General features: G+C 66.1%; 21 protein-coding genes and 1 pseudogene. 11 read left to right on the forward strand and 11 right to left on the reverse strand.

The window, feature by feature from the left end; genetic code table 11:
- Positions 1–24 precede the first annotated feature (24 nt).
- Positions 25–903 (forward strand): helix-turn-helix domain-containing protein, encoded by an 879-nt coding sequence (locus ACPRTJ_RS15820; protein WP_426427099.1) that lies wholly within the window; start codon positions 25–27, stop codon positions 901–903.
- Here the strand turns inward: ACPRTJ_RS15820 and ACPRTJ_RS15825 are convergent.
- Together ACPRTJ_RS15825 and ACPRTJ_RS15830 are read right to left on the reverse strand one after the other, a co-directional pair.
- A complete protein-coding gene (locus tag ACPRTJ_RS15825; protein WP_167400210.1) occupies positions 896–1,069 on the reverse strand; it encodes a hypothetical protein in 174 nt (57 codons plus the stop codon). The genes ACPRTJ_RS15820 and ACPRTJ_RS15825 overlap by 8 nt on opposite strands.
- Before the next feature lie 74 nt (positions 1,070–1,143).
- The gene (locus tag ACPRTJ_RS15830) at positions 1,144–2,052 is read right to left on the reverse strand and encodes a LysR family transcriptional regulator (protein WP_104571995.1); all 909 of its coding nucleotides are present in this window, start codon (positions 2,050–2,052) and stop codon (positions 1,144–1,146) included.
- 105 nt (positions 2,053–2,157) lie between these two features.
- Here ACPRTJ_RS15830 and ACPRTJ_RS15835 point away from each other — a divergent pair, with 105 nt between their 5' ends.
- On the forward strand, positions 2,158–3,042 hold the full coding sequence (locus ACPRTJ_RS15835) for an MBL fold metallo-hydrolase (RefSeq protein WP_104571996.1): 885 nt from the start codon (positions 2,158–2,160) through the stop codon (positions 3,040–3,042).
- Positions 3,043–3,071: 29 nt separating this feature from the next.
- A complete protein-coding gene (locus tag ACPRTJ_RS15840) occupies positions 3,072–3,686 on the forward strand; it encodes an NAD(P)-dependent oxidoreductase (RefSeq protein ID WP_043860774.1) in 615 nt (204 codons plus the stop codon).
- A gap of 205 nt (positions 3,687–3,891) precedes the next feature.
- Here ACPRTJ_RS15840 and ACPRTJ_RS15845 read toward each other — a convergent pair whose 3' ends face one another.
- Positions 3,892–4,758, reverse strand: a complete 867-nt coding sequence (locus tag ACPRTJ_RS15845; RefSeq protein WP_058540916.1) for a LysR substrate-binding domain-containing protein — start codon at positions 4,756–4,758, stop codon at positions 3,892–3,894.
- 113 nt (positions 4,759–4,871) lie between these two features.
- Here ACPRTJ_RS15845 and ACPRTJ_RS15850 point away from each other — a divergent pair, with 113 nt between their 5' ends.
- Together ACPRTJ_RS15850 and ACPRTJ_RS15855 are read left to right on the forward strand one after the other, a co-directional pair.
- Entirely contained in the window at positions 4,872–6,512 is a 1,641-nt protein-coding gene (locus tag ACPRTJ_RS15850) for a 5-guanidino-2-oxopentanoate decarboxylase (protein WP_426427100.1), read from the forward strand.
- On the forward strand, positions 6,506–7,942 hold the full coding sequence (locus ACPRTJ_RS15855; RefSeq protein ID WP_426427101.1) for an aldehyde dehydrogenase family protein: 1,437 nt from the start codon (positions 6,506–6,508) through the stop codon (positions 7,940–7,942). Before ACPRTJ_RS15850 ends, ACPRTJ_RS15855 begins: the two co-directional genes overlap by 7 nt.
- Before the next feature lie 78 nt (positions 7,943–8,020).
- Here the strand turns inward: ACPRTJ_RS15855 and ACPRTJ_RS15860 are convergent, their stop codons facing one another.
- A complete protein-coding gene (locus ACPRTJ_RS15860) occupies positions 8,021–8,947 on the reverse strand; it encodes an AraC family transcriptional regulator N-terminal domain-containing protein (protein ID WP_426427102.1) in 927 nt (308 codons plus the stop codon).
- Positions 8,948–9,151: 204 nt separating this feature from the next.
- Here ACPRTJ_RS15860 and ACPRTJ_RS15865 point away from each other — a divergent pair, with 204 nt between their 5' ends.
- Both ACPRTJ_RS15865 and ACPRTJ_RS15870 read left to right on the forward strand, forming a co-directional pair.
- Positions 9,152–9,460 (forward strand): putative quinol monooxygenase, encoded by a 309-nt coding sequence (locus ACPRTJ_RS15865; protein WP_043860779.1) that lies wholly within the window; start codon positions 9,152–9,154, stop codon positions 9,458–9,460.
- Positions 9,461–9,500: 40 nt separating this feature from the next.
- Positions 9,501–9,731, forward strand: coding sequence for a hypothetical protein (locus tag ACPRTJ_RS15870; protein WP_054914791.1), 231 nt, complete (start codon positions 9,501–9,503; stop codon positions 9,729–9,731).
- On the opposite strand, the gene ACPRTJ_RS15875 is transcribed toward ACPRTJ_RS15870, so the two are convergent.
- The 6 genes and pseudogenes from ACPRTJ_RS15875 to bglX form a co-directional block, all read right to left on the reverse strand.
- Positions 9,732–10,337, reverse strand: a complete 606-nt coding sequence (locus ACPRTJ_RS15875) for a flavin reductase family protein (RefSeq protein ID WP_426427103.1) — start codon at positions 10,335–10,337, stop codon at positions 9,732–9,734.
- A gap of 106 nt (positions 10,338–10,443) precedes the next feature.
- Positions 10,444–10,650, reverse strand: a pseudogene (locus tag ACPRTJ_RS15880) (hypothetical protein); the annotation flags it as partial.
- Between the two features lie 319 nt (positions 10,651–10,969).
- A complete protein-coding gene (locus ACPRTJ_RS15885; RefSeq protein WP_043860783.1) occupies positions 10,970–12,286 on the reverse strand; it encodes an MFS transporter in 1,317 nt (438 codons plus the stop codon).
- A gap of 163 nt (positions 12,287–12,449) precedes the next feature.
- The gene (locus ACPRTJ_RS15890) at positions 12,450–13,793 is read right to left on the reverse strand and encodes a sigma-54-dependent transcriptional regulator (RefSeq protein WP_054914790.1); all 1,344 of its coding nucleotides are present in this window, start codon (positions 13,791–13,793) and stop codon (positions 12,450–12,452) included.
- Positions 13,787–15,544 (reverse strand): sensor histidine kinase, encoded by a 1,758-nt coding sequence (locus ACPRTJ_RS15895; RefSeq protein WP_100633560.1) that lies wholly within the window; start codon positions 15,542–15,544, stop codon positions 13,787–13,789. Before ACPRTJ_RS15895 ends, ACPRTJ_RS15890 begins: the two co-directional genes overlap by 7 nt.
- Before the next feature lie 63 nt (positions 15,545–15,607).
- On the reverse strand, positions 15,608–17,902 hold the full coding sequence (gene bglX / locus ACPRTJ_RS15900; RefSeq protein ID WP_088515508.1) for a beta-glucosidase BglX: 2,295 nt from the start codon (positions 17,900–17,902) through the stop codon (positions 15,608–15,610).
- Between the two features lie 184 nt (positions 17,903–18,086).
- Here bglX and ACPRTJ_RS15905 point away from each other — a divergent pair, with 184 nt between their 5' ends.
- The 4 genes from ACPRTJ_RS15905 to ACPRTJ_RS15920 all read left to right on the forward strand — a co-directional run bounded on the left by ACPRTJ_RS15905 (position 18,087) and on the right by ACPRTJ_RS15920 (position 21,402).
- Positions 18,087–18,683: a LemA family protein gene (locus ACPRTJ_RS15905; protein WP_426427104.1), complete on the forward strand. Its 597-nt coding sequence runs from the start codon at positions 18,087–18,089 to the stop codon at positions 18,681–18,683.
- Positions 18,683–19,432, forward strand: coding sequence for a TPM domain-containing protein (locus ACPRTJ_RS15910; protein WP_426427105.1), 750 nt, complete (start codon positions 18,683–18,685; stop codon positions 19,430–19,432). The genes ACPRTJ_RS15905 and ACPRTJ_RS15910 overlap by 1 nt, the downstream gene beginning before the upstream one ends.
- 26 nt (positions 19,433–19,458) lie before the next feature.
- Positions 19,459–20,076: a TPM domain-containing protein gene (locus tag ACPRTJ_RS15915; protein ID WP_043859748.1), complete on the forward strand. Its 618-nt coding sequence runs from the start codon at positions 19,459–19,461 to the stop codon at positions 20,074–20,076.
- Positions 20,077–20,184: 108 nt separating this feature from the next.
- On the forward strand, positions 20,185–21,402 hold the full coding sequence (locus ACPRTJ_RS15920) for a class I SAM-dependent methyltransferase (protein WP_426427106.1): 1,218 nt from the start codon (positions 20,185–20,187) through the stop codon (positions 21,400–21,402).
- An 88-nt stretch (positions 21,403–21,490) separates the two neighbouring features.
- Here the strand turns inward: ACPRTJ_RS15920 and ACPRTJ_RS15925 are convergent, their stop codons facing one another.
- Positions 21,491–22,378 carry a DMT family transporter gene (locus tag ACPRTJ_RS15925; protein WP_043859746.1) on the reverse strand — a complete coding sequence of 296 codons (888 nt, stop codon included), beginning with the start codon at positions 22,376–22,378 and terminating at the stop codon, positions 21,491–21,493.
- Positions 22,379–22,432: the final 54 nt, after the last annotated feature.

Raw genomic sequence — 22,432 nt, forward strand, 5'->3', positions numbered from 1 at the left:
CAGTGGTCGGGAAGCGAGGGTGTGATGAGCAGGGTGTCGATTCCGGTATTCAAGCTGTACGGCGAGACGCTGGGCTGGCCGACGCCCGACCTGCTGCACAGCGAGTCGATCCCGGCGCGCAGCCGCCTGCACCAGTGGGAGATCGAGCCGCACCGGCATGCCGACCTGTGGCAGCTGCTGTTTCTGTACAGGGGCCAGGCCGAGATCGAGCTGGAGGGGCAGGTGTGTCGCCTGGAGCAGGCGGCGATCCAGGTGGTGCCGGCGCTGTGCGTGCACGGCTTTCGTTTTTCCGAAGACGTCGACGGTTATGTGGTGACCCTGGCGGCGCCGCTGGTGGAGTTGCTGCAGCGGCAACTGACGGGCGTGCCAGCCGCCCTGCAGCGCGGCGCCAGTTACCTGGCCGGGGCCGACGCCGATTACCTCAACAGCCTGTTCAGCACCCTGCAGGCCGAGTACCAGCAGGACCTGCCCGGGCGCGAGTTGCAGCTGCATTCGCTGATCAACCTGATGGTGGTGTGGATCAGCCGCCAACAGTTGCGCCGCAGTGCCGGTGCCCAGGTGCCGGAACGTGGGCGCGAGTATCTGCAGCGTTTCAACGGGCTGGTGGAGCAGCAGTTTCGCCAGCAGCCGAGCGTGGAGCAGCTGGCGCATCAGGTGGGGGTGTCGGTGGCAACGCTCAATACCTTGTGCCGGGCATTGGCCGGGCAGTCGGCGCTGCAGATCGTGCACCAGCGCATCGTGCTGGAAGCCAAGCGCGACCTGATCTACACCAGCCTCACGATCAACCAGTTGGCTGACAGCCTGGGTTTTGCCGACCCGGCATACTTCTCGCGCTTCTTCCGGCGCATGACCGGCCTTTCGCCCCGCGACTTTCGTCGTCGTGAACCTTCGCTGGCTACCTGACCACGCTCAGGGTGCCGGCATGGGGCAGGCAGTGGGCGGAGCTGCAGCTGGACGCCGCATAGGGTTGCTGGCGCAGCAGCTCGACCCGATACGCCGCTGCCCCGTACACCCCGAGCACGGCAGTGATGGCCAACAGGGCAGCGCACTTTCTGGATTTCAGGGTCATGGCACCAACCTCCTGTATCCCGCACACAGATGCTTCTACAAGCATAGGCCAGCATTGCGCCAGGTGCCTGCCGGTCAGTCCAGGCCGTGGTCCCAGTGGGGCGGGTCGGTGAAGCGTGCCGCCAGAAAGTCGAGCATGCTGCGCAGGGTTGCGGGCATGTGCTTGCGCGAGGTGTACACCGCGTTCAGGCCCAGTTCGCGGGGCCTGGCCTCGGGCAGCAGGCGTACCAGCGTGCCGCTGCGCAGGGCTTGCCACACCAGGTAGGTGGGCAGCATGGCGATACCGGTGCCGGCCAGGGTGGCGCGCTCCAGGGTCAGGGCCTCGTTGGCGCTGATATTGCCTTGCACCGGCACCGACACCTGTTCGCCGTCGACCTCGAAATGCCAGAGGCTGTGGCCGAAGTACGAATGGGTCAGGCAGTTGTGCTGGCTCAGGTCCTGCACCTGGCGCGGTACGGGGTGCTCGCGCAGGTAGGCTGGCGAGGCGCACACCACCGAGCGGCACACACTCAGGCGGCGGGCGATGAGGTTTGGGTCCAGGTCGTTGCTGACGCGGATGGCCAGGTCGATGCGTTCGTCCACCAGGTTGACCGTGCGGTCGAGCATCTGCAGGTCGACCTTCACCAGCGGGTAGCGCTTGACGTAGTCCGCTACCGCTTCCACCAGTTGCGCATGCCCGAACGAGGTACTGACGCTGATGCGCAGTTCACCCCGCGGCGCGTCATCCGGGGCGCCCACTGCAGCGTGCAGGTCGCCCACCAGTTCCAGCATCTGCCGGCAGCGCGGCAGGGTCTCCAGGCCGGCGGCAGTCAGGCTCAGCTTGCGCGTGGTGCGCTGCATCAGGCGCGCGCCCACCCAGTCTTCAAGTTCGGCCAGGTAACGCGAAACCACAGGGCGCGACAGGTCCAGGTGGTCGGCGGCGGCCGACTGGCTGCCCAGGTCGACTACGCTGACGAACACCTTCATTGCGGTGAGACGGTCCATGATCTGCCCGATTTCAGAAACAAACTATGTTGGAGCATCGCATTTTTTGTGATGGTTCGTGCAACTAAGCTGTGCCTCATCGATGACTTGAACAGGTATTGCTTGATGGCTGCTTTCTTTTCCCTGCGTCGCCTGCTGCTGGCGTGTGCCGCTTTCGGTGCGATCACCCAGGCCGTTGCCGGCGACGCACCGCTGAAACTGGACGTGTACAACCCCGGCAGCGAGGCGCTGTTTCCGGTCAGCTCGGTGATCGTCAGTGGCCAGCACGAGGCGATTCTGGTGGATGCACAGTTCGGCAAGGGCCAGGCCGAGCAGGTGCTGAAGAAGCTTCGCGATAGCGGCAAGCAACTCACCACCATCTACATCAGCCATGGCGACCCGGACTATTACTTCGGCCTCGACACCCTGACCCGTGCCTACCCCAAGGCCAAGGTGCTGGCGTCGCAGGCGACGGTCGCGCACATCAAGCAGACCATGGCTGCCAAGCTTGCCTACTGGGGCCCGCAGATGGGGGCCGACAAGCCCGCCCGGCTCGTCGTGCCTGACGTGCTGCCCGGCAACGTGCTCACCCTTGAAGGGCAGCGTCTTGAAGTGATCGGCCTGGACGGCCCGCAGCCCGACCGCAGCTTTGTATGGGTCCCGTCGATCAAGGCGGTGGTCGGCGGGGTAGTGGTGGCCGAGAACCTGCACGTGTGGATGGCCGACACACAGTCGGCGCAGTCGCACAAGGACTGGCTCGCGACCCTGGCGCGCATCGAGCAACTGGCGCCGCAGACGGTGGTACCGGGGCATTACCTGGGGCAGAGCAAGGGGTCGCTCGAGGCGGTGCGCTTCACCGCCGATTACATCCGCGCCTTCGATGCCGAAACCGCCAGGGCGGCCAACTCGGCCGAGCTGATCGCTGCAATGAAAAAACGTTACCCCGGCCTGGGCGAGGAGAGCTCGCTGGAGCTCGGCGCCAAGGTCGCCAAGGGCGAAATGAAGTGGTAAGTGTCGTTCAATCCTGATCGGAGGTTTCCATGAGCAAGATCGCAATCATCGGTGCTACCGGACGTGCCGGCAGCCAGTTGCTGGAAGAGGCCCTGCGCCGTGGCCACAGCGTCACCGCCATTGCCCGCGATCCGTCGCGCCTGCAGGGGCGCGAAGGGGTGAGCACGGTAGCCCTGGACGTGACCCGGGGCGAGGGGCTGGAGCAGGCCGTTGCCGGGCATGACGTGGTGCTCAGCGCCGCGCACTTTGCCACGGTGCCGGCGCAGGCGATCATCGGGCCGGTCAAGAAGGCCGGGGTCAAGCGCCTGCTGGTGGTGGGCGGGGCGGGCAGCCTGCTGCTGCCGTCAGGGGAGCGCGTGATCGACGCGCCGGACTTCCCCGAGGCCTACAAGGCCGAGGCGAGCGCAGGTGGCGATTTTCTGCAGGCCTTGCGCCAGGAGCAGCAACTGGACTGGACCTTCCTGTCGCCGTCGGCGGAGTTCGTCGAAGGCGAGCGCACCGGTAGCTACAGGGTGGGCAAGGATCACCTGCTGGTCGACGCGAAGGGCAGGAGCTGGATCACCTTTGCCGACTATGCGATTGCGTTGCTCGATGAGGTAGAGAAGCCAGCGCATTCGCGTCAGCGCTTTACTGTGGGGTACTAGGGGCTGTATGAAAAGTCTTGAGACGAAGGTCAGGCAAGGCGAAAACAGCCGAGGAAGCGGAGTTTACGGGTTGTAAATGAGCATTCCGAGGCTGTTTTCAACGCAGCATCACCGAGTATCAAGGCTTTTCGTACAGAGCCTAGAAAGCATTCGCCGGCAAGGCCGGCTCCTACAGGTGTAGGAGCCGGCCTTGCCGGCGACTGCATCAACGCGGTGCCCCTGCCTGCCCGCCCAACCACTCCAGCAAGGCCATCAACCCCGGCGCCGCCACCTGCGCGGGCCGCACCAGGTAATAGCCCTTGCCGGTCTTGACCCGAAGGTCGAACGGCATCACCAGCCGTCCGCTGGCCAGGTCATCGCCGATCAACGCCCAATCCCCTATCGCCACCCCGGTGCCCTGGGACGCCATCGACATGGCCATGTCCAGTGTCTCGAAATGCTGGCGCCGGCCTTGCCTGGGCAGTTGCACGCCGGCTGCGCCAAGCCAGGTCGCCCAGTCCTTCTCGTCCCGCGCCGGGTGCAGCAGCATGTGCTGCTGCAGATCATCCAGCGTGCGCAACGGCAACTGCGGCGCGCACACCGGTGTCAGTTGTTCATCGAACAGCTTCAGTACCTGCAGGGCCGGATCAGGCTCGGCGCCATACACCACCGCCGCATCGAACGCTTCCCGGCGAAAATCCACCCCGTGCTGCACCGTGGTGGTCAGCTCCACCGGCACTTCCGGGTGCAGCGCCTGCCATTCCATCAGGCGCGGCAGCAACCAGCGCATCACGCAGGTCGGCGCCTTCAGTTGCAAGGTGGTGCGCTGCGCGCCCACCTGCTGCACGCCTTCCTCGATCAGCCCGAATACCTGCTGCACCCGCGGCAGCCAGTCCTGGCCCTCGCGGGTCAGGCTCAGGCCGCGTGCCTGGCGCACGAACAGCGCGTAGCCCAGGTGTGCTTCCAGGCCGGCGATCTGGCGGCTCACCGCGCCCTGGGTCAGGTGCAGTTGCTGCGCCGCACGGGTGAAGTTGCAGCATTGCGCAGTGATCAGGAAGGTGTGCAGGGCAGGCAAGGGAGGCAGGCGTTTCATTGGGGTAAGCCATGAGCTGTAGACATGGCTAGTATGAGGATTTTTGCATTGTGCCGGTAGCGCCTGGCGGGTCCAATCAGGCCTTGTTCCAGAATGATTCCAGGCAGACCACCATGGCGACTTGCGGCGAAGTATTGGTAAAACTCCTCGAAAACTATGGCGTGGACCATGTTTTCGGCATTCCCGGCGTGCACACGGTCGAGCTGTACCGCGGCCTTGCCGGCTCGACCATCCGTCATATCACCCCGCGCCACGAGCAAGGCGCAGGCTTCATGGCTGACGGCTTTGCCCGTACCCGTGGCAAGCCTGGGGTGTGCTTCATCATCACCGGCCCGGGCATGACCAACATCACCACCGCCATGGGCCAGGCCTATGCCGACTCGATCCCGATGCTGGTGATCTCCAGCGTGCAATCGCGCAATGCCCTGGGCGGCGGTCGCGGCAAGCTGCACGAGCTGCCCAACCAGGGCGCGCTGGTCAGCGGTGTGGCGGCGTTCTCGCACACACTGATGAGCGCCGATGACCTGCCGGCCGTGCTGGCCCGTGCCTTTGCGGTATTCGAGGGCGCGCGCCCGCGCCCGGTGCATATCGAGATCCCGCTGGACGTGCTGGTCGAAGACGCCGATCACCTGCTTGGCTGCGAGCCGGTACACATCGCCCGCGCCGGTGCCGCGCCAGGGCCGGTGGCGAGCATGGCGGCGCTGCTGGCCGCTGCCCGCCGCCCGTTGATCCTGGCCGGTGGCGGTGCCATCGACGCAGGCGCCGCACTCGCCCGGTTGGCCGAGCACCTGCAGGCGCCCGTTGCACTCACCATCAATGCCAAGGGCGTGCTGGCCTCCGGGCACCCGCTGCTGATCGGCTCCACCCAGTCGCTGGTGGCGACCCGTGCACTGGTGCGCGAGGCCGACGTGGTGCTGGCGATCGGCACCGAGCTGGCCGAAACCGACTATGACGTCACCTTCAAGGGCGGCTTCGAGATCCCCGGCACCCTGCTGCGCATCGACATCGACCCGGACCAGTGCGTGCGCAACTACCCGCCCAGGGTGGCAATGGTGGCCGATGCAGAGCAGGCGGCGCAGGCCCTGTTGCTGGCCCTGGCCGAGCAGCCGGCGCCACCGCGTGAAGGTGAGTGGGGCGCGGCGCGGGCAGCGCGCCTGCGCGATACCCTGGCCAGCGAATGGGACGCGGCCACGCGGGCGCAGACGCTGTTCCTCGACAGCGTGCTGCAGACGTTGCCCGATGCCGTGCTGGTCGGTGATTCGACCCAGCCGGTGTACACCGGCAACCTGACCCTGGACCTCGACCAGCCGCGCCGCTGGTTCAACGCCTCGACCGGCTACGGCACCCTCGGCTACGCCTTGCCGGCGGCCATGGGCGCGTGGCTGGGCAGTGCGGAGCAGGCGGATCGACGCTTGCCTGCGGTGTGCCTGATCGGCGACGGCGGCTTGCAGTTCACCCTGCCGGAGCTGGCCAGTGCGGTGGAGGCTCAGGTGCCGCTGATCGTGTTGCTGTGGAACAACCAGGGGTACGAGGAGATCAAGAAGTACATGCTCAACCGCGCCATCGAACCGGTGGGCGTGGATATCCACACCCCCGATTTCATTGGCGTGGCCAAGGCCCTCGGTTGCGCCGCCGAAGCGGCGAGCGGGGTGGCGCAACTGCGCGAGGCGTTGTTGCGTGCCCGCCAACGCAGTGGCCCGAGCCTGATCGAGGTCGACCAGGCAGCGTGGATGCAGGCGGTGCAATCATGCTGAACCTGCCCGGTATCTACATCGAGGGCGCGTGGCATCACGGCGCGCAGCCGCTCACGGTAATCAACCCGAGCACCGGGCAGTCCCTGGCCGAGGTGGCCGGGGGCGATGGCGATGCAGTCGCCTGTGCCGCCACGGCGGCGCAGGCCGCCTTTGCCGGCTGGTCGCGTACCACCGGGGCGCACCGTGGCGAGCTGCTGCACAGGATCGCGCGGGGTGTGGAGGCCCGCCGCGAGCGGTTGATCGAACTGCAATCGCGCAACAACGGCAAGCCCCTGGCCGAGTCGGCGATGGACGTCGACGATGTGGTGGCAACGTTCGAGTACTACGCGGGCCTGGCGCAGGCCCTGGACAGGCAGCAGGACCAGCCGCTGGCCTTGCCCAGCGAGGATTTCAGCGCCCGCCTGCGCCGCGAGCCGTGCGGTGTGGTCGGCCTGATCGTGCCGTGGAACTTCCCGATGGTGACCACCGCCTGGAAGCTGGCCCCGGCGTTGGCGGCAGGGTGCTGCGTGGTGCTCAAGCCGTCGGAGGTCACGCCCCTGGCCGAGCTGGAACTGGCCCGGATCATCGCTGACTGCGGCCTGCCGGATGGGGTGTTCAATCTGGTGTGCGGCACCGGGCTGGCGGTGGGGGCGCCGCTGACGAGCGACCCGCGTATCGCCAAGGTGTCGTTCACCGGCAGCAATGCGGTCGGCGTGCAGGTGATGCAGCGCGCGGCCGAGACGGTCAAGGGGGTGAGCCTGGAGCTGGGCGGCAAGTCGTCATTGCTGGTGCTGGAGTCGGCCGAGCTGGAGCTTGCGCTCGAGCTGGCCTGCGCCGGCGGCTTCTTCAATGCCGGGCAGATGTGCTCGGCCACCAGCCGCGTGCTGGTGGCCGATGCGCTGTACGACGCCTTTGTCGACGGGGTGAAGGCACGGGCTGCGGCGATCCGGGTGGGTGACCCGTTTGCCGGTGACAGCGACATGGGGCCGCTGGTCAACCAGGCCCAGTACCAGCGCGTGCTGGGGCACATCGAGCGTGGCGTGCACAGCGGCGCGCGCTTGCTGTGCGGTGGCAAGCCGCTCGAACACGCCGCTGGGTACTTCATCGAGCCCACGGTGTTTGCCGAGGTACCGCTGGACAGTGCGCTGTGGCGCGAGGAAATCTTCGGCCCGGTGCTGTGCGTGCGTCGGGTGGCCAGCGAAGCCGAAGCGGTGGCGTTGGCCAACGACAGCGAGTTCGGGCTGGTGGCCAGCGTGGTAGGTGCAGACCCGGCGGCCGCCGAACGGGTGGCCGACCAGTTGCAGGCCGGGCTGGTGTGGATCAACGCACCGCAGGTGATCTTCCCGCAGGCAGCGTGGGGTGGCTACAAGCAGAGCAGCCTGGGGCGCGAGCTGGGGCCCTGGGGGCTGGCGGCTTTTCAGGAGATCAAGCATGTGGTGAGGGCGGTGTAGCGTTCTTCGCCGGCAAGGCCGGCTCCTACAGGCGACCGCGTACTGCCTGTAGGAGCCGGCCTTGCCGGCGAAAGCGATCTAGAGCGCGCTACGCAACCTTGCCATGTCCCGCAGCGGTGGCGCGCCATACAGCCGGCTGTACTCGCGGCTGAACTGCGACGGGCTCTCATAGCCCACCCGATACCCCGCCACCGACGCCTCCAACCCATCGTTGAGCATCAGCCGCCGGGCTTCCTGCAAGCGCAGTTGCTTCTGATACTGCAACGGGCTCATCGAGGTCACCGCCTTGAACCGGTGGTGCAGCGTCGAGGCACTCAGGTTCACCTCCCGTGCCAGGTCGTCGATGCGCAGCGGGCGCTGAAAATGATCATTGAGCCACTGGATGGCCTGGCACACGCGGTGGGTCTGGGTGTTGGCCATGGCGATCTCGTACAGCCGCGCACCCTGCTGCCCACGCAGCAGCCGATAGAGAATCTCGCGACGGATCAGCGGCGCCAGCACGGCAATGTCCTTGGGCGTATCCAGCAGGCGGATCAGGCGCAGCAATGCATCGAGCATCTGGGTGTCCAGGCGTTCGATGAATACCCCCCGCGACGACGGCTGCGACGGCACGCCCATCGGCCCGGCCTCGGCGATCAGGCTGTTGATCTCGGCCGGGTCGATGTCCAGGCGAATGCCCAGGCTGGGGTTCTGCGGGCTGGCCTCCAGCAGTGCACCGCTGATCGGCATCGCCACCGACACCACCATGTAGTGCAGCGGGTCGTAAACATAGGTCTCGTCGCCCAGGCAGATCTCCTTGCGGCCCTGGGCCAGGATGCACAGCGCCGGCTGCGCCAGGGTCGGCATCGAGCGGGTGCTCTGCTCGTAGCGGCTCAGGTGCAGGTCGGCGATGGCCGAAGGCACCGTGCCGCTGTGGCAGTGGCGAACGACCAGCCCGGCCAGTTCCTGGCGCAGAAGCTCCAGGGCCGGGTCCAGCAACGGTGGGGTGGGGTCTGGGGCTGACATGTGCGGGTTCCTCTGCCGATGGGCGCAGCATAGGTTCGCGCACGCCGGGGCGCTAGCCGAATGCTGCGCGGTTCTTGCCTGATCCTGCGACGGGTGCAGAATCAGGCAAGCCGTCGACAGGAATCGCCTAACGCCGCGCGTGGCCTGGGCCGTAGCCTTGGCAGCCTGGGTTTTCTTCCCTGGCCGCTTCAAGGAGCACCGCACATGACGTCATCACAACCGGTCAGCCATCTTTCCTTCGTGCGCGCCAGCGTCGGCCGTTCGGCCGAGCTGGGCGTGCGCCTGCAGCAACTGCTCGAACCGTCGCGGCAAACCCCGGGGTGTCTGCATTTCAGCGTGCAGCGTTCCACCTGCGATGCCGACCTGTGGTTGCTCAACGGGGTGTGGGCCGATACTTCGGCGCTGCACGACTACTTTGCCTCGCCCAGCCTGCAGCTGTTTGGTGAACTGGTGCAGGCGCGGGTGGTGGACAGCCTCGACCTGCAGACGTTCACCGAGCAGCCGGCGAGTTAGAATGGCGCCTTTCCGGCAACCGATGTGGATGTGAGAGGCAATGGCACGTAAAGAATTCGACGTATTCGAGGCTGTTTCGGCGGTGGTCCCGGGCGAGGGTGGCTACAGCGCCGCGATCGCGGTCAAGGCCCTGGGCGCTGGCGGCGCACCGCGTTTTCACAAGGTGCTGCCAGGGCAGGTATTCAAGACCGCACTGGAGGCCGATGACGCTGCAGTGGTCGAACTGCAGCGCCTGAACGGCGTCAGTGACGACGCCGAACTGATCTGGTGATCAGGCCTGCGGGCGGGCCATCTTGAACAGGTTGCCCAGCTCGAAGTAATCCGCCGGGCCGCCGCCGCGCAGAATCGGCTCGGCGGCTGCGGTGTCATAGATCCCTTCCTTGAGCAGGTGCTCGGCAATGTGCACCGCTACCACTTCGCCCAGGATCAGCCAGCTTGGCACCAGCGCCTGGTCGGCACGTTGCAGTTGCACGATCTGGGTCACCTTGCATTCGAACGACACCGGGCTTTCCTGCACCCGGGGTACCGCAATCACCCTGGAGGCTGCCGGGGTCAGCTGGCTCAGGGCGAACTCGTCGACCTCTGGCGCCACGGCGGCGCAGCTCTGGTTCATGGCGTCGGCCAGCGGGCGTGTGGCCAGGTTCCAGGCAAACTCGCCGGTCTGTTCGATGTTGTTCAGGCTGTCTTTGCGCCCGACGCTGCAGAACCCGATGATCGGCGGAATGTAGTTGAAGGCGTTGAAAAAACTGTAGGGCGCAAGGTTCAGGCGGCCGTCGCGGTCCTGGGAGGAGATCCAGCCGATCGGGCGCGGGCCGACGATGGCGTTGAACGGGTCGTGGGGCAGGCCGTGGCCTTTTGTGGGTTCGTAGTAGTACATCATCGGGCCTTGTGGGCGGAGGGTGCGCCTAGTGTGCCAACAGTTGCCGGCCCTGAAAATGACTAAGCCCGGCCGAAGCCGGGCTGTGGCGCTGCATCGGCTGTCAGCTGATGCGGTGGGCCTGGGTGCGGTCGAAGCCATCTTCGACGAAGCGATGCGCGTTGGTGTGATCGAAACCGTCTTCTGCCACGGTGGCGGGCTGGGCGTGTTCCACGGCGAAGTTGTGCGCGTTGGTGCGGTCGAAGCCGTCTTCGGCGAAAGCGTTGGCGGCCAGGACAGAGAAGGTGAGGGCCAGCATCAGTTTGGTTTTCATGGGGGTTGCTCCGGTGGTGAGGGGTTGTCTGTTGCTATGGGTTTGATTTTACGCCCGTTAATTTGATTAAAAAGCGCAAAATATTGCCTATATGAATCTATTAAATCGATACATAAGAAAGCGGTTGGCCTCTGCTGGCAAGCCAGTGCCCACAGTGTTTTGCGAGCGCCGAAGCATTCTGTGGGAGCTGGCTTGACAGCGAAGAGGACGACTCGGTTCTGAGTGAACCCAGCATCGCGCACCCGCATTAATGCCGAATTAAGCCCACAAAAAAGGGGCCTCCATCGCTGGAGGCCCCTTGTCTACCGCAGCAAACCGATCAGTCGGTCTCGATCCGCGAGTTGTTGCGGGTGTCCTTCATGAACACGTACACCAGCAGCGAGACGGCAATGCACGCCGTGACGTACCAGTAGTAGCCGGTTTCCATGTTGATGCTCTTGAACCACAGTGCCACGTACTCGGCCGTGCCACCGAAGATCGACACGGTCAGCGCATACGGCAGGCCCACGCCCAGCGCACGGATCTCGGTGGGGAACAGCTCTGCCTTGACCACCGCGTTGATCGAGGTGTAGCCGCTGACGATGATCAGTGCTGCCATGATCAGGAAGAACGCACCCCACCAGGTCTCGATGGTGTGCAGCGTGGTCAGGATCGGCACGGTGAAAAGGGTGCCCAACACACCGAAGGCGATCAGGATCGGGCGACGGCCGATCTTGTCCGACAGGCCGCCGATCACCGGCTGCAGGCACATGAACAGGAACAGGGTGGCCGCCGAGATCATGGTTGAGTCACTGATGCTCATGCCCACCGTGTTCACCAGGTACTTCTGCATGTAGGTGGTGTAGGTGTAGAACGCCAGGGTGCCGCCCATGGTCAGGCCGACCACGGTCGCCAGTTCCTTGGGGTGGCGCAGCAGGGTGCGCATCGAGCTTTCCTTGGCTTTTTCCTTCTTGGTGAACGAGGCCGTCTCTTCCATGCCGCGACGCAGGTACAACGCCACCACCGCGCACAGCGCGCCGATCACGAAGGGTACGCGCCAGCCCCACGAGTACAGCTGCTCGGTGGTCAGGGTCTGCTGCAGGATGATCAGCACCGCCAGCGCGATGAGCTGGCCGGAGATCAGCGTGACGTACTGGAAGCTGGAGAAGAAACCGCGACGCTCCTTGGTTGCCATCTCGCTGAGGTAGGTGGCCGAGGTGCCGTATTCACCCCCCACCGACAGGCCCTGCATCAGGCGTGCGATCACCAGCAGCACCGGCGCGGCGACGCCGATGGTTTCGTAGCTGGGTGTCAGGGCGATCACCAGGGAGCCGGCGCACATCAGCAGTACCGAGGCCATCAGCGCGGCCTTGCGGCCCTTGCGGTCGGCATAGATACCCATCAGCCAGCCACCGATCGGGCGCATCAGGAAGCCCACGGCGAAGATCGCGGCGGTGTTGAGCAGTTGGGTGGTGGTGTTGCCGGCCGGGAAGAAGGCCTTGGCGAAATACAGCGAGAACGCCGCGTAGACGTACCAGTCGTACCATTCGACCATGTTGCCGATGGAGCCGGAGAAAATCGACTTGAGGCGGCTGGAGGTGGTTTTTTCAGCGGGTGCGGCCGCTGCCCCAGCAGGCAGAGAGGTGGAGTTATCCATTGAAGCAACCTTCTAGTTGTTTTTGTGGTGCGCGTGTAAACGCGGCCTGACAGGGCCATAGCAGGACCCGTGCCAGCCAGCGAAGGCCCGGTTTAGAAGGGTTTGGCAGGTCGAATGAGCGGAAATCCGCTCATTGGCGGCGCAGCGATAGGCAAGAATCCGCCTATGGGCCGGGGCGTTCGAGGAAATCTTCGCGCACCAGTGCGTGGCGCTGCATCTTCTCGTTCAGGGTGCGTCGGGGCAGTTGCAGCTCCTCGAGCACCGCCTTGATGTCGCCCTGATGGCGGCTCAGGGCGGCGCGCAGGCACTGGGCCTCGAAGGCTTCCTGCTGGGCGGCCAGCGATTGCCCGGTATGCGCCACTGCCGCCGATTGCGCATCGTCCAGGCCCAGGGCGTGGCGCTCGGCGGCGTTGGCCAGCTCGCGCACGTTGCCCGGCCAGTCGTGGCTGAGCAGCCGGCCCAGTTGTGCGCCACTGGGGTCAGCGGCGCTGCGGCCCAGGCGCTCGGCGGCGGCGCGGGCAAAATGGGCAAACAGCAGGGGGATGTCTTCGCGCCGCTCGCGCAAGGGCGCCAGGCGCAGTTCGGCCACGTTCAGACGGTACGCCAGGTCTTCGCGAAAGCGCCCGGCGCGGGCTTCGAGCAGCAGGTCGGGCTTGGTGGCGGCAATGATGCGCAGGTCCACGCTGATGCTCTGGTTGGCGCCCAGGCGCTCGAGCTTGTGCTCCTGGATCACCCGCAGCAGCTTGGCCTGCTGGGCCAGCGGCATGCTCTCGATCTCGTCGAGGAACAGCGTGCCACCGTTGGCATATTCGAGCTTGCCGATGCGCTTGCCCTGGGCGCCGGTGAAGGCGCCGCTCTCGTGTCCGAACAGCTCGGCCTCGAACAATTGCTCGGGGATCGCCGCGCAGTTGAGCGCCACGAACGGCTTGTCGGCCCGCGGGCCGAAATCATGCAGGCACCGCGCGACGCGCTCCTTGCCGCTGCCGGTTTCGCCGCGTATCAGCACATTGACCGGCAGCCCGGCCAGGTCCAGCACCTGGCGACGCAGTTGCTGCAGGCCAGGCGACATGCCCAGCAGGGTGTTTTCCAGGCGCACCTTGAGGTCGGCCTGTTCATGCAGTCGGCGGTTCTCCAGCACCAGCTGGCGTTTCTCCAGGGCACGGCGCAGGCTGCCGAGCAGGCTGTCGGGGCTGAAGGGCTTTTCCAGAAAATCGTAGGCGCCATTGCGCATGGCTTCGACCGCCATCGGCACGTCGCCATGCCCGGTAAGCAGAATCACCGGCAGGTCGGCATCACGCCCCTGCAGTTGCTCCAGCAGTTGCAGGCCACCCATGCCGGGCATGCGCACATCGCTCAGGATCACCCCGGGAAAATGCTCGGGCAGCTGTGCCAGACACGCCTCGGCACGTTCGAACAGCTGCACCTCGAAGCCGGCCAGGCTCAGCCACTGCTGCACCGCGGTACGGATGCTGGCCTCGTCGTCGACGACAATCACCGCATTCAGCATGCAGGCTCCGGGTCGCAGGGCAGGGTCAGGCTGAAACGCGCACCGCCTGGCTGATTGTCGACCTGCAGGCGTCCGCCGGCTTCATGGATGATGCCGTAGGAAATCGCCAGCCCAAGGCCCAGCCCTTCGCCCACCGGCTTGGTGGTGAAGAATGGGTCGAACACGCAGCCCAGGTGCTCCTGCTTGATGCCGCCGCCGCTGTCGAGCACGCTCAGGTGCCAGTGGTCATGCTGCTTTTCGATACGGATCTCCAGGTGTTTCCAGGTTTTGTCGGCCATGGCGTCCAGGGCGTTGCGCAACAGGTTGATCAGCACCTGTTCCAGGCGGATGGCGTCGCCGCGTACCCAGGCCGGACGCGCCAGGTACAGCGCGGTGCTGACGCCCTCGGCGCGGATGCGCGGGTCGAGCAACTGTAGCGCCTGGTCGACCACGGTGGCCAGGTCCAGACGTTCGCGCAGGCCGCTGGGGCTGTTGCGGGCAAAGGTTTTCAGGTGTCCGGTAAGGGCCGCCATGCGCGTGAGCATCTGTTCCAGCGGCTGCAGGGCCTGGCGTGCTTCGTCCAGGCGCTCGCTGTCGAGCAGCAGGCGCAGGGTGGCCAACTGCATGCGCTGGGTGGTCAGCGGCTGGTTGAGCTCGTGGGCCAGCGCGGCGGACATCTGCCCCAGCGCCGCCAGCTTGGTCGACTGCACCAGGCCCTCCTGAGCCATGCGCAGTTCATGGGTGCGTTCCTCCACCAGGCGCTTGAGCTCGTCGCGGCTGCGCTGGCGCAGGCGGGCCAGGCGCAGGCGCTGGCTGATGAACAGCACCGCGAACACCAGGGTCAGCCAGACGGCGGCGGCCGTCAGCCCGGCGTTGCGCTCGTCATCCCCGGTGCGCGGTGTGCGCAGCAGGTGCAGGGTCCAGCCCTCGGCTTCCAGCGGCAGGCTTTCCCACAGGTAGTCGGTGTCGCCTTCGGGGCGCTGCACGCGCACCAGGTGGCTGTTGTCGTCAAAGCGGGTCAGCACCTGGCGCTGCAGGGGCAAGAGCGACTTCTTGTCGTACTGGCGGGTGGCGTCCAGCTCATTGAAATCGGCCGCCGATAGCGGGTTCAGCTCGCGGTAGCGCCAGCCGTCCTGGTTGGCCAGGAAGATGATCCCGCGGGCGTCGCTGACCAGCAGCACGTCGCTGCCCTGGCGCCATTCGCGCTCAAGCTCGGGAAACTCCAGCTTGACCACCATGGCCCCGAGAAACCGCCCCTGGTCGCCCAGCACCGCGCTGGACAGAAAGTAGCCGGGAATGCCGCTGGTCACCCCCACCGCATAGAAGCGCCCGCTGCCCTGGGTGCGGGTCTGCTTGAAGTACGGTCGAAAGCCGTAGTTCTGCCCCACGTAGGTGGTAGGCAGGCGCCAGTTGCTGGCCGCCACGGCCAGGCCGGTGTGGTCGAGCAGTTCGAGGGTGGACGACCTGGCGGCGCCGTTGATGCGTTCGAGCTTGCGGTTCAACGCGTCCTGGGTCGCTTCGCCCACCGGGCCGCCGAGGGCTGCGATGAGTTCGGAGTCCAGCGCCAGCACAGCGGGCAGGGCGCGGTAGCGTTCGATCAGGGTGTGCAGCGAGTTGGCGTACAGCGCCAGTTGCTGGCTGGCCCGCTGGGTATCGTCGAGCATGGCCTGGCGCTTGGCCTGATTCATCGCCCAGCCGGCGGCCAGCAGGGTGCCGGCGGTGATCAGCAGCAGAATCAGGCCCAGTCGCACGGCGCGGTAAGTGAACGGCATGGCAAGCAGTACCCTGGCAGGGGGGAAGGCTGCCAGGCACTTCCCCGTGAACGTCACAGCGACTTACAGCAGCTCGAAGCGTTGCTGTTGCACGGTTTCGGAGTCCAGGCCGACCTGGACGTTGAACTCGCCAGGTTCGGCAACCCACTGCAACTGGCTGTTGTAGAACTTCAGGTCGTCCGGCTGCACGGTGAAGTGCAGGGTGCGCTCCTCGCCGGCCTTGAGCATGAGCTTCTGGAAGTTCTTCAGTTCCTTGACCGGGCGGCTCATCGAGGCGGCCACATCCTGCAGGTACAGTTGCACCACGGTTTCGCCGTCACGCTGGCCGGTGTTCTTCACGCGCACGCTGACCTCCAGGCTCTGGCCCTGTTTCAGTGTGGTGCTCGACAGGCTCGGCGCCGACACACTGAAGGTGCTGTAGCTCAGGCCGTAGCCGAAGGGGTACAGCGGGCCGTTGGGCTCCTCGAAGTACTGCGAGGTGTAGTTGCCGGGCTTGCCGGGGGTGAACGGGCGGCCGATGCGCAGGTGGTTGTAGTACATCGGGATCTGCCCCACCGAGCGCGGGAAGGTGATGGCCAGCTTGCCCGAGGGGTTGTAGTCGCCCAGCAGCACGTCGGCGATGGCGTTGCCGCCCTCGGTGCCGCTGAACCAGGTTTCCAGGATGGCGTCGGCCTGCTCGCGCTCCCACGCCAGCGACAGCGGGCGACCGTTCATCAGCACCAGCACCAGCGGTTTGCCGGTGGCCTTGAGGGCCTTGATCAGCTCGCGCTGCACCGCCGGGATCTCCAGGGTGGTGCGGCTGGACGATTCGTGGGACATGCCCCGCGATTCGCCGACCACGGCCACCACCACGTCCGACTGCCTGGCGGCCTTGACCGCTTCGTCGATCAGCACGGCAGCCGGGCGCGGGTCATCGACGATTTCCGGGGCGTCGAAGTTGAGGAAGTTGAGGTAGTCGAGCACGGCCTTGTCGCCGGTCACGTTCGAGCCTTTGGCGTAGAGCACCCTGGCCTTGTCGCCCAGGGCACGGCGCAGGCCCTCGCGCACGGTCACCGACTGGTGCGGGCGACCGGCGGCGGCCCAGCTGCCCATCATGTCGATCGGGGCATCGGCCAGCGGGCCGACCAGGGCGATGGTGCCGGACTTTTTCAGCGGCAGGGTCTGCTGGCGGTTCTCCAGCAGCACCAGGCTGCGACGCGCCACGTCCCGTGCGATGTCGCGGTGCAGGCGGCTGTCGGCATAGGTGTCGGCCGGGTCGTCCTTGGCCTGGCCGATGCGCCGGTACGGGTCGGCGAACAGGCCCATGTCGTACTTGGCGCCGAGAATCTCGCGCACCGCGTTGTCCAGCTCGGCCGGGCTGACCGCGCCGGACTTGAGCAGCCCCGGCAGTTCCTGGCCATACAGCGTGTCGTTCATGCTCATGTCGATGCCGGCCTTGATCGCCAGCTGCGCCGCCTGCTTGCCATCGGCGGCCACGCCGTGGCGCACCAGCTCGGTGATCGCCCCATGGTCGCTGACGGTCACGCCCTTGAAGCCCCAGTCGCGGCGCAGCAGGTCGTTCATCAGCCAGGTGTTGGAGGTGGCGGGCACACCGTTGATCGAGTTCAGCGCCACCATCACGCCGCCGGCACCGGCATCGATGGCGGCGCGGTAGGGCGGCAGGTACTCGTTGTACATGCGCGTGGGGCTCATATCGACCGTGTTGTAGTCGCGCCCGCCTTCCACCGCGCCGTACAGGGCAAAGTGCTTGACGCTGGCCATGATGCTGTCGGCGTTGGCCGGGCTGCGGCCCTGGAACGATTCGACCATCACCCTGGAGATACGCGACACCAGGTAGGTGTCTTCGCCAAAGCCTTCGCTGGTACGGCCCCAGCGCGGGTCGCGGGCAATGTCGACCATGGGCGCGAAGGTCATGTCGATGCCGTCGGCGGCCGCTTCCAGGGCCGAGGTACGGCCGACCTGGGCGATGGCCTGCATGTCCCAGCTGGCGGCCAGGCCCAGGCTGATCGGGAAGATGGTGCGGTGGCCGTGGATCACGTCATAGGCGAAGAACATCGGGATCTTCAGGCGCCCGCGCATGGCGGCGTCCTGCATGGGCCGGTTCTCGTCACGGGTGATCGAGTTGAAGGTACCGCCGATGCGCCCGGCGGCGATTTCCTCGCGGATTTTCTCGCGCGGCATTTCCGGGCCGATGCTGATCAGGCGCAACTGGCCGATCTTTTCCTCGACGCTCATCTGCTTGAGCAGGTTGGCGATGAACGCCTGTTTGTCTTGCAATGGCGCGGCGGCAGGCGAGTCAGCGAAGGCCGACTGGCTGGCCAGGCTGACGAGCAGGCCCAGCAAACACAGCTTGTTCATGAATTCTGTTCTCAAGGCTGCGGCAGTCGTCACGGTGCAGACTGGCAAGCCGAAGTTGGGGAAGCGGCTATTGTTGTAGTTTGCTGGGGCATCTTTTAGCCGATTGGGCCATTACGATCCAGCGGCGGCGTCGGATTATGCCTCAAGTCCGGCGCATTTCGAGCACTCACGGAGCGTAGCGACAATGCAGGTATCGAACAGAGCACGGTTGTGGCTGGTGCTGGCACTGGCCAGCCTGCTGGCCGGTTGCGGCATCAACAACATTCCCCAATACGACGAACAGGTCAAGGCGGCCTGGGGCCAGGTGCAGAACCAGTACCAGCGCCGTGCCGACCTGATTCCCAACCTGGTCGAAACGGTCAAAGGCTACGCCAGGCAGGAGCAGGCCACCTTGACCGCGGTCATCGAAGCGCGGGCCAAGGCCACCTCGATCAAGGTCGATGCCAGCACCCTGGACGATCCTGAAAAACTGCGCCAGTTCCAGGCCGCACAGGCCCAGCTGGGCGGTGCGCTGGGGCGCCTGATGGTGGTCTCGGAGCGTTACCCGGACCTGAAGTCGAACCAGAACTTCCTGGCCCTGCAGTCCCAGCTCGAGGGTACGGAAAACCGTATCGCGGTGGCGCGCAAGGACTTCATCGCCGCCGTGCAGCGCTACAACACCGAGATCCGTACCTTCCCCGGGCGCCTGTGGCACAGCGTGATGTACAGCGACATGCCGCTGCGCGAGAACTTCGAGGCCACCAGCGCCGATGCCGACAAAGCGCCTGAAGTGAAATTCTGATGCGTGTGCTCAAGGCGGCGCTGCTGCTGGTGCTGCTGGCGGCGAGCGGCTGGCTGTGGGCCGCGCCCCAGTTCCCGGCGCTCAGTGCACGGGTGGTGGACCAGGCCGAGCTGCTCGACGGCGCCACCCGCAGCCAGCTTGAGCAGATGCTCAAGGCCCACGAGCAGGCCACCGGCGAGCAGGTCGTGGTGGTGACCCTGGCCAGCCTGCAGGGGCAGGCCATCGAGGACTATGGCTACCAGCTGGGGCGCCACTGGGGCATCGGCCAGCAAGGCAAGGACAACGGTGCGCTGTTGATCGTCGCCCCCCAGGAGCGCAAGCTGCGCATCGAAGTCGGCTATGGCCTGGAGGGCCGCCTGACCGATGCCCAGGCCTCGGTCATCATCAACAGCGTGATCACCCCGGCGTTTCGCCGTGGCGACTTCAGCCAGGGCATCGTGCTTGGCACGGCGGCCATCCTTCAGGTGCTGGGCGGCGCACCGCTGGACGAGCCGGCGCGACCTCTGGCAGACGAGGCGCAGCAGCAAGGTGCGCCGGTCTGGGCGGTGGGCCTGTTCATCCTGATGATCATCATCGTGTTCGCCCTGCAGGGCCTTGGAGGGGGTGGCCGCGGTGGGCGCGGGGGCTTTGGCGGTGGTCTTGGCGGCGGTTTCGGGGGCGGTTTCGGGGGCGGCCTGGGCGGTGGCGGCGGTGGCTTCAGTGGCGGCGGCGGCAGTTTCGGCGGGGGCGGGTCCTCCGGCGGCTGGTAACTACACGACAAGAGACACACACGTACATGGCATTGCTCAGTGAATACGAACAGCGTCAGGTGGCCCAGGCCATCGCCCAGGTAGAACAGCGTACCGATGCCGAGCTGGTGACGGTGCTGGCGGCGCGTGCCGACGACTATGCCTATATCCCGTTGCTGTGGGCCAGCCTGCTGGCGCTGGTGGTGCCGGGCGTCCTCTATTACCTGAGCGGCTGGCTGAGCGTGCATGGCCTGCTGCTGGCGCAGTGGCTGACCTTCATCGTGCTGTGCCTGGTGTTCCGCCTGCCGCGCCTGACCAGTTGGCTGGTGCCGCGCAGGGTGCGCCACTGGCGTGCGTCGAACCTGGCGCGGCGCCAGTTTCTGGAGCAGAACCTGCATCACACCGTGGGCCGCACCGGGGTGCTGATCTTCGTCAGCGAGGCCGAGCGGTATGTGGAGATCCTGGTGGACGAGGGCATCTCCAGTCGCCTCGACAACCAGGCCTGGGACGCCATCGTGCGCACCTTCACCGCCCAGGTGCAGCAGGGCCAGACCCTGCAGGGCTTTGTCACCTGCATCGAGGCCTGTGGCGAGCTGCTGGCGGCCCATGTGCCGGTGACCCAGGCGCGCAACGAGCTGCCCAACCGGCTGGTGCTGCTGGGCTGAGGCATGCGCGCTGATCGACAAATGCTGTGCCTGGGGCGGTCATCCACGTAAAATGCGCGCCATTGCGCGCCTGCGGGCGCCCCCCGCAACCCGAGGCACCCACTCCCCATGTCCGCAACCCCCACCGTCCAGGCCGCGCCGGATGCGCGTGCGCAGTTTCTGGCGCTGCTCGCCACCAGCCTGCACCAGCACACCTTCATCAAACTGGTGCTGGCGCGCCATGTCGGCGCCGAGGTCGACCTGCAGCGGGTAACGGCCAAGCCGCTGACGATCAAGGGGCAGGCCAGCCTGTCGTTCGTGTACCGCTACAAGACCCGCGACATCACCCGCAACCTGGCGCTGGACGAGGCGCTGACGTTGATCGGTGAACTGTTGCCGGCTTCGTTTCGCAACGCGCACCTGCTCAGCCTGAACGACGAGGTGCAGCTGGAGTTCACCAAGAAGGGCAAGCCGATGCTGCATCGCAACGCCGTGCAGCAGGCGCGCGAGGTGGTGACCGGCGAGCATGATCGCGAGAAGAAGCGCTACCTGGAGCTGAGCCGGCCGTTTCTGCACGACCTGGGCGTGACCGACAAGCAGCAGGCGCTGATTCCGGCGATGTCGCGCAAATGGAAGCAGATCAACAAGTTCATCGAGGTGTTCTCCCATGCGCTGAGCAGCGCGCCACTGGCGGCAGATCAGCCGGTGCGTGTGGCGGACTTCGGCTCGGGCAAGGGCTACCTGACCTTCGCGATCCACGACTACCTGCGCAACACCCTGCAGCGCGAGGCGCAGGTGACGGGCGTGGAGTTGCGCCCGGACATGGTCGAGCTGTGCAATGCCGCCGCCGCACGCCTGGAGCATCCGGGGCTGAAGTTCGAGTGTGGCGATGTGCGCAGCGTGGTGCCCAGCGCCATCGAGGTGATGATCGCCCTGCATGCCTGTGACATTGCCACCGACTACGCGATTCATACCGGTATTCGCTGTGGCGCGGCGATCATCATGTGCTCGCCGTGCTGCCACAAGCAGATTCGCCCGCAGATGCACTGCCCGGGGTTGCTCAAGCCGATGCTGCAGTACGGCCTGCACCTGGGGCAGCAGGCCGAGATGCTCACCGACAGCCTGCGTGCGTTGTACCTGGAGGCCTGTGGCTACGAGACCAAGGTGTTCGAGTTCATCTCGCTGGAGCACACCAACAAGAACAAGATGATCCTGGCCACCCGGCGGCGCGAGCCGGTGGCGGCGCAGGCGTTGCTGGAGAAGATCCAGGCGCTCAAGGCGTTCTATGGGGTCAAGGAGCATTGTCTGGAGACGCTGCTGCGGGCCGATGGCTTGATTCCTGTCTGAACCTCACCACCGTCATCGCGGGTCAAGCCCGCTCCCACAAGGATCACCCTTACCTGTGGGAGCGGGCTTGACCCGCGATGGCGGCACCTCAGACCTTGACCGGTGCCGGATGCACCCGCGCCTTGCGCCCCAGCACCACCGTCAGAATCACCCCGCCGGCAAACACCCAGGTGATCGGCGCCACCTGCTCGCCAAAGAACAGCGCCGACAGCGCGATGGTGAAGAAGATCTGCAGCAGCTGCACCTGGCTCACCCGTGAGATTCCGCCCAGCGCCAGCCCGGCGTACCAGGCAAAAAAGCCGATGAACTGCGAAAACAGCGACACATAGCCGAACGCCCACCAGGCCCGCGGGCTGATCGCGCCTTCATGCTGCAGCGCCAGGTACACCACCGGCCCCAGCAGCAGCGGGCTGGACAGCACCAGCGCCCAGCAGATCACCTGCCAACCGCCCATCTCCCGCGCCAGGCGGCCGCCTTCGGCATAGCCCAGCCCGCCCACCGCAATCGCCGCCAGCATCAGCAGGTCACCGGCCTGGATGTGTCCGGCGCCCATGATCATCGCGTAGGCCACCACCAGTGCGCTGCCCAGCGCCGCCCATGCCCAGAACGCCGTGGAAGGTCGCTCGTGGGACAGCCACGCCGCATACACCACCACGCACAAGGGTTGCAGGCCGTTGACCAGTGCGCCGTGGGAGGCCGGCACGCTCTGCATGGCCCAGGCCGACAGCACCGGGAAACCGAGAATCACCCCCAGCGCCACCAGGCTCAGGCCCTTGACCTGCTGCCAGGTGGGCCACTTTTCACGACGCCACAGCAACAGCGCCGCTGCCGGGATCGCGGCCACCAGGGCCCGGCCCAGGCCGTTGAGCAGCGGGTGCATCTCCTGCACCACGATGCGGGTCATGGGCAGGGTCAGGCTGAAGATGATGACGCCGAGCAGGCCGAGGGCCAGGCCGGTGTTTTCGCGGGTAGACATGAGCGCGCCTGAGGGCTGGAGGGGCCGCTCATTGAGCCACAGGTGGGGTAGGGA

The sequence above is a fragment of the Pseudomonas palmensis genome, from assembly GCF_049942755.1.
Lineage (GTDB): Bacteria > Pseudomonadota > Gammaproteobacteria > Pseudomonadales > Pseudomonadaceae > Aquipseudomonas > Aquipseudomonas palmensis.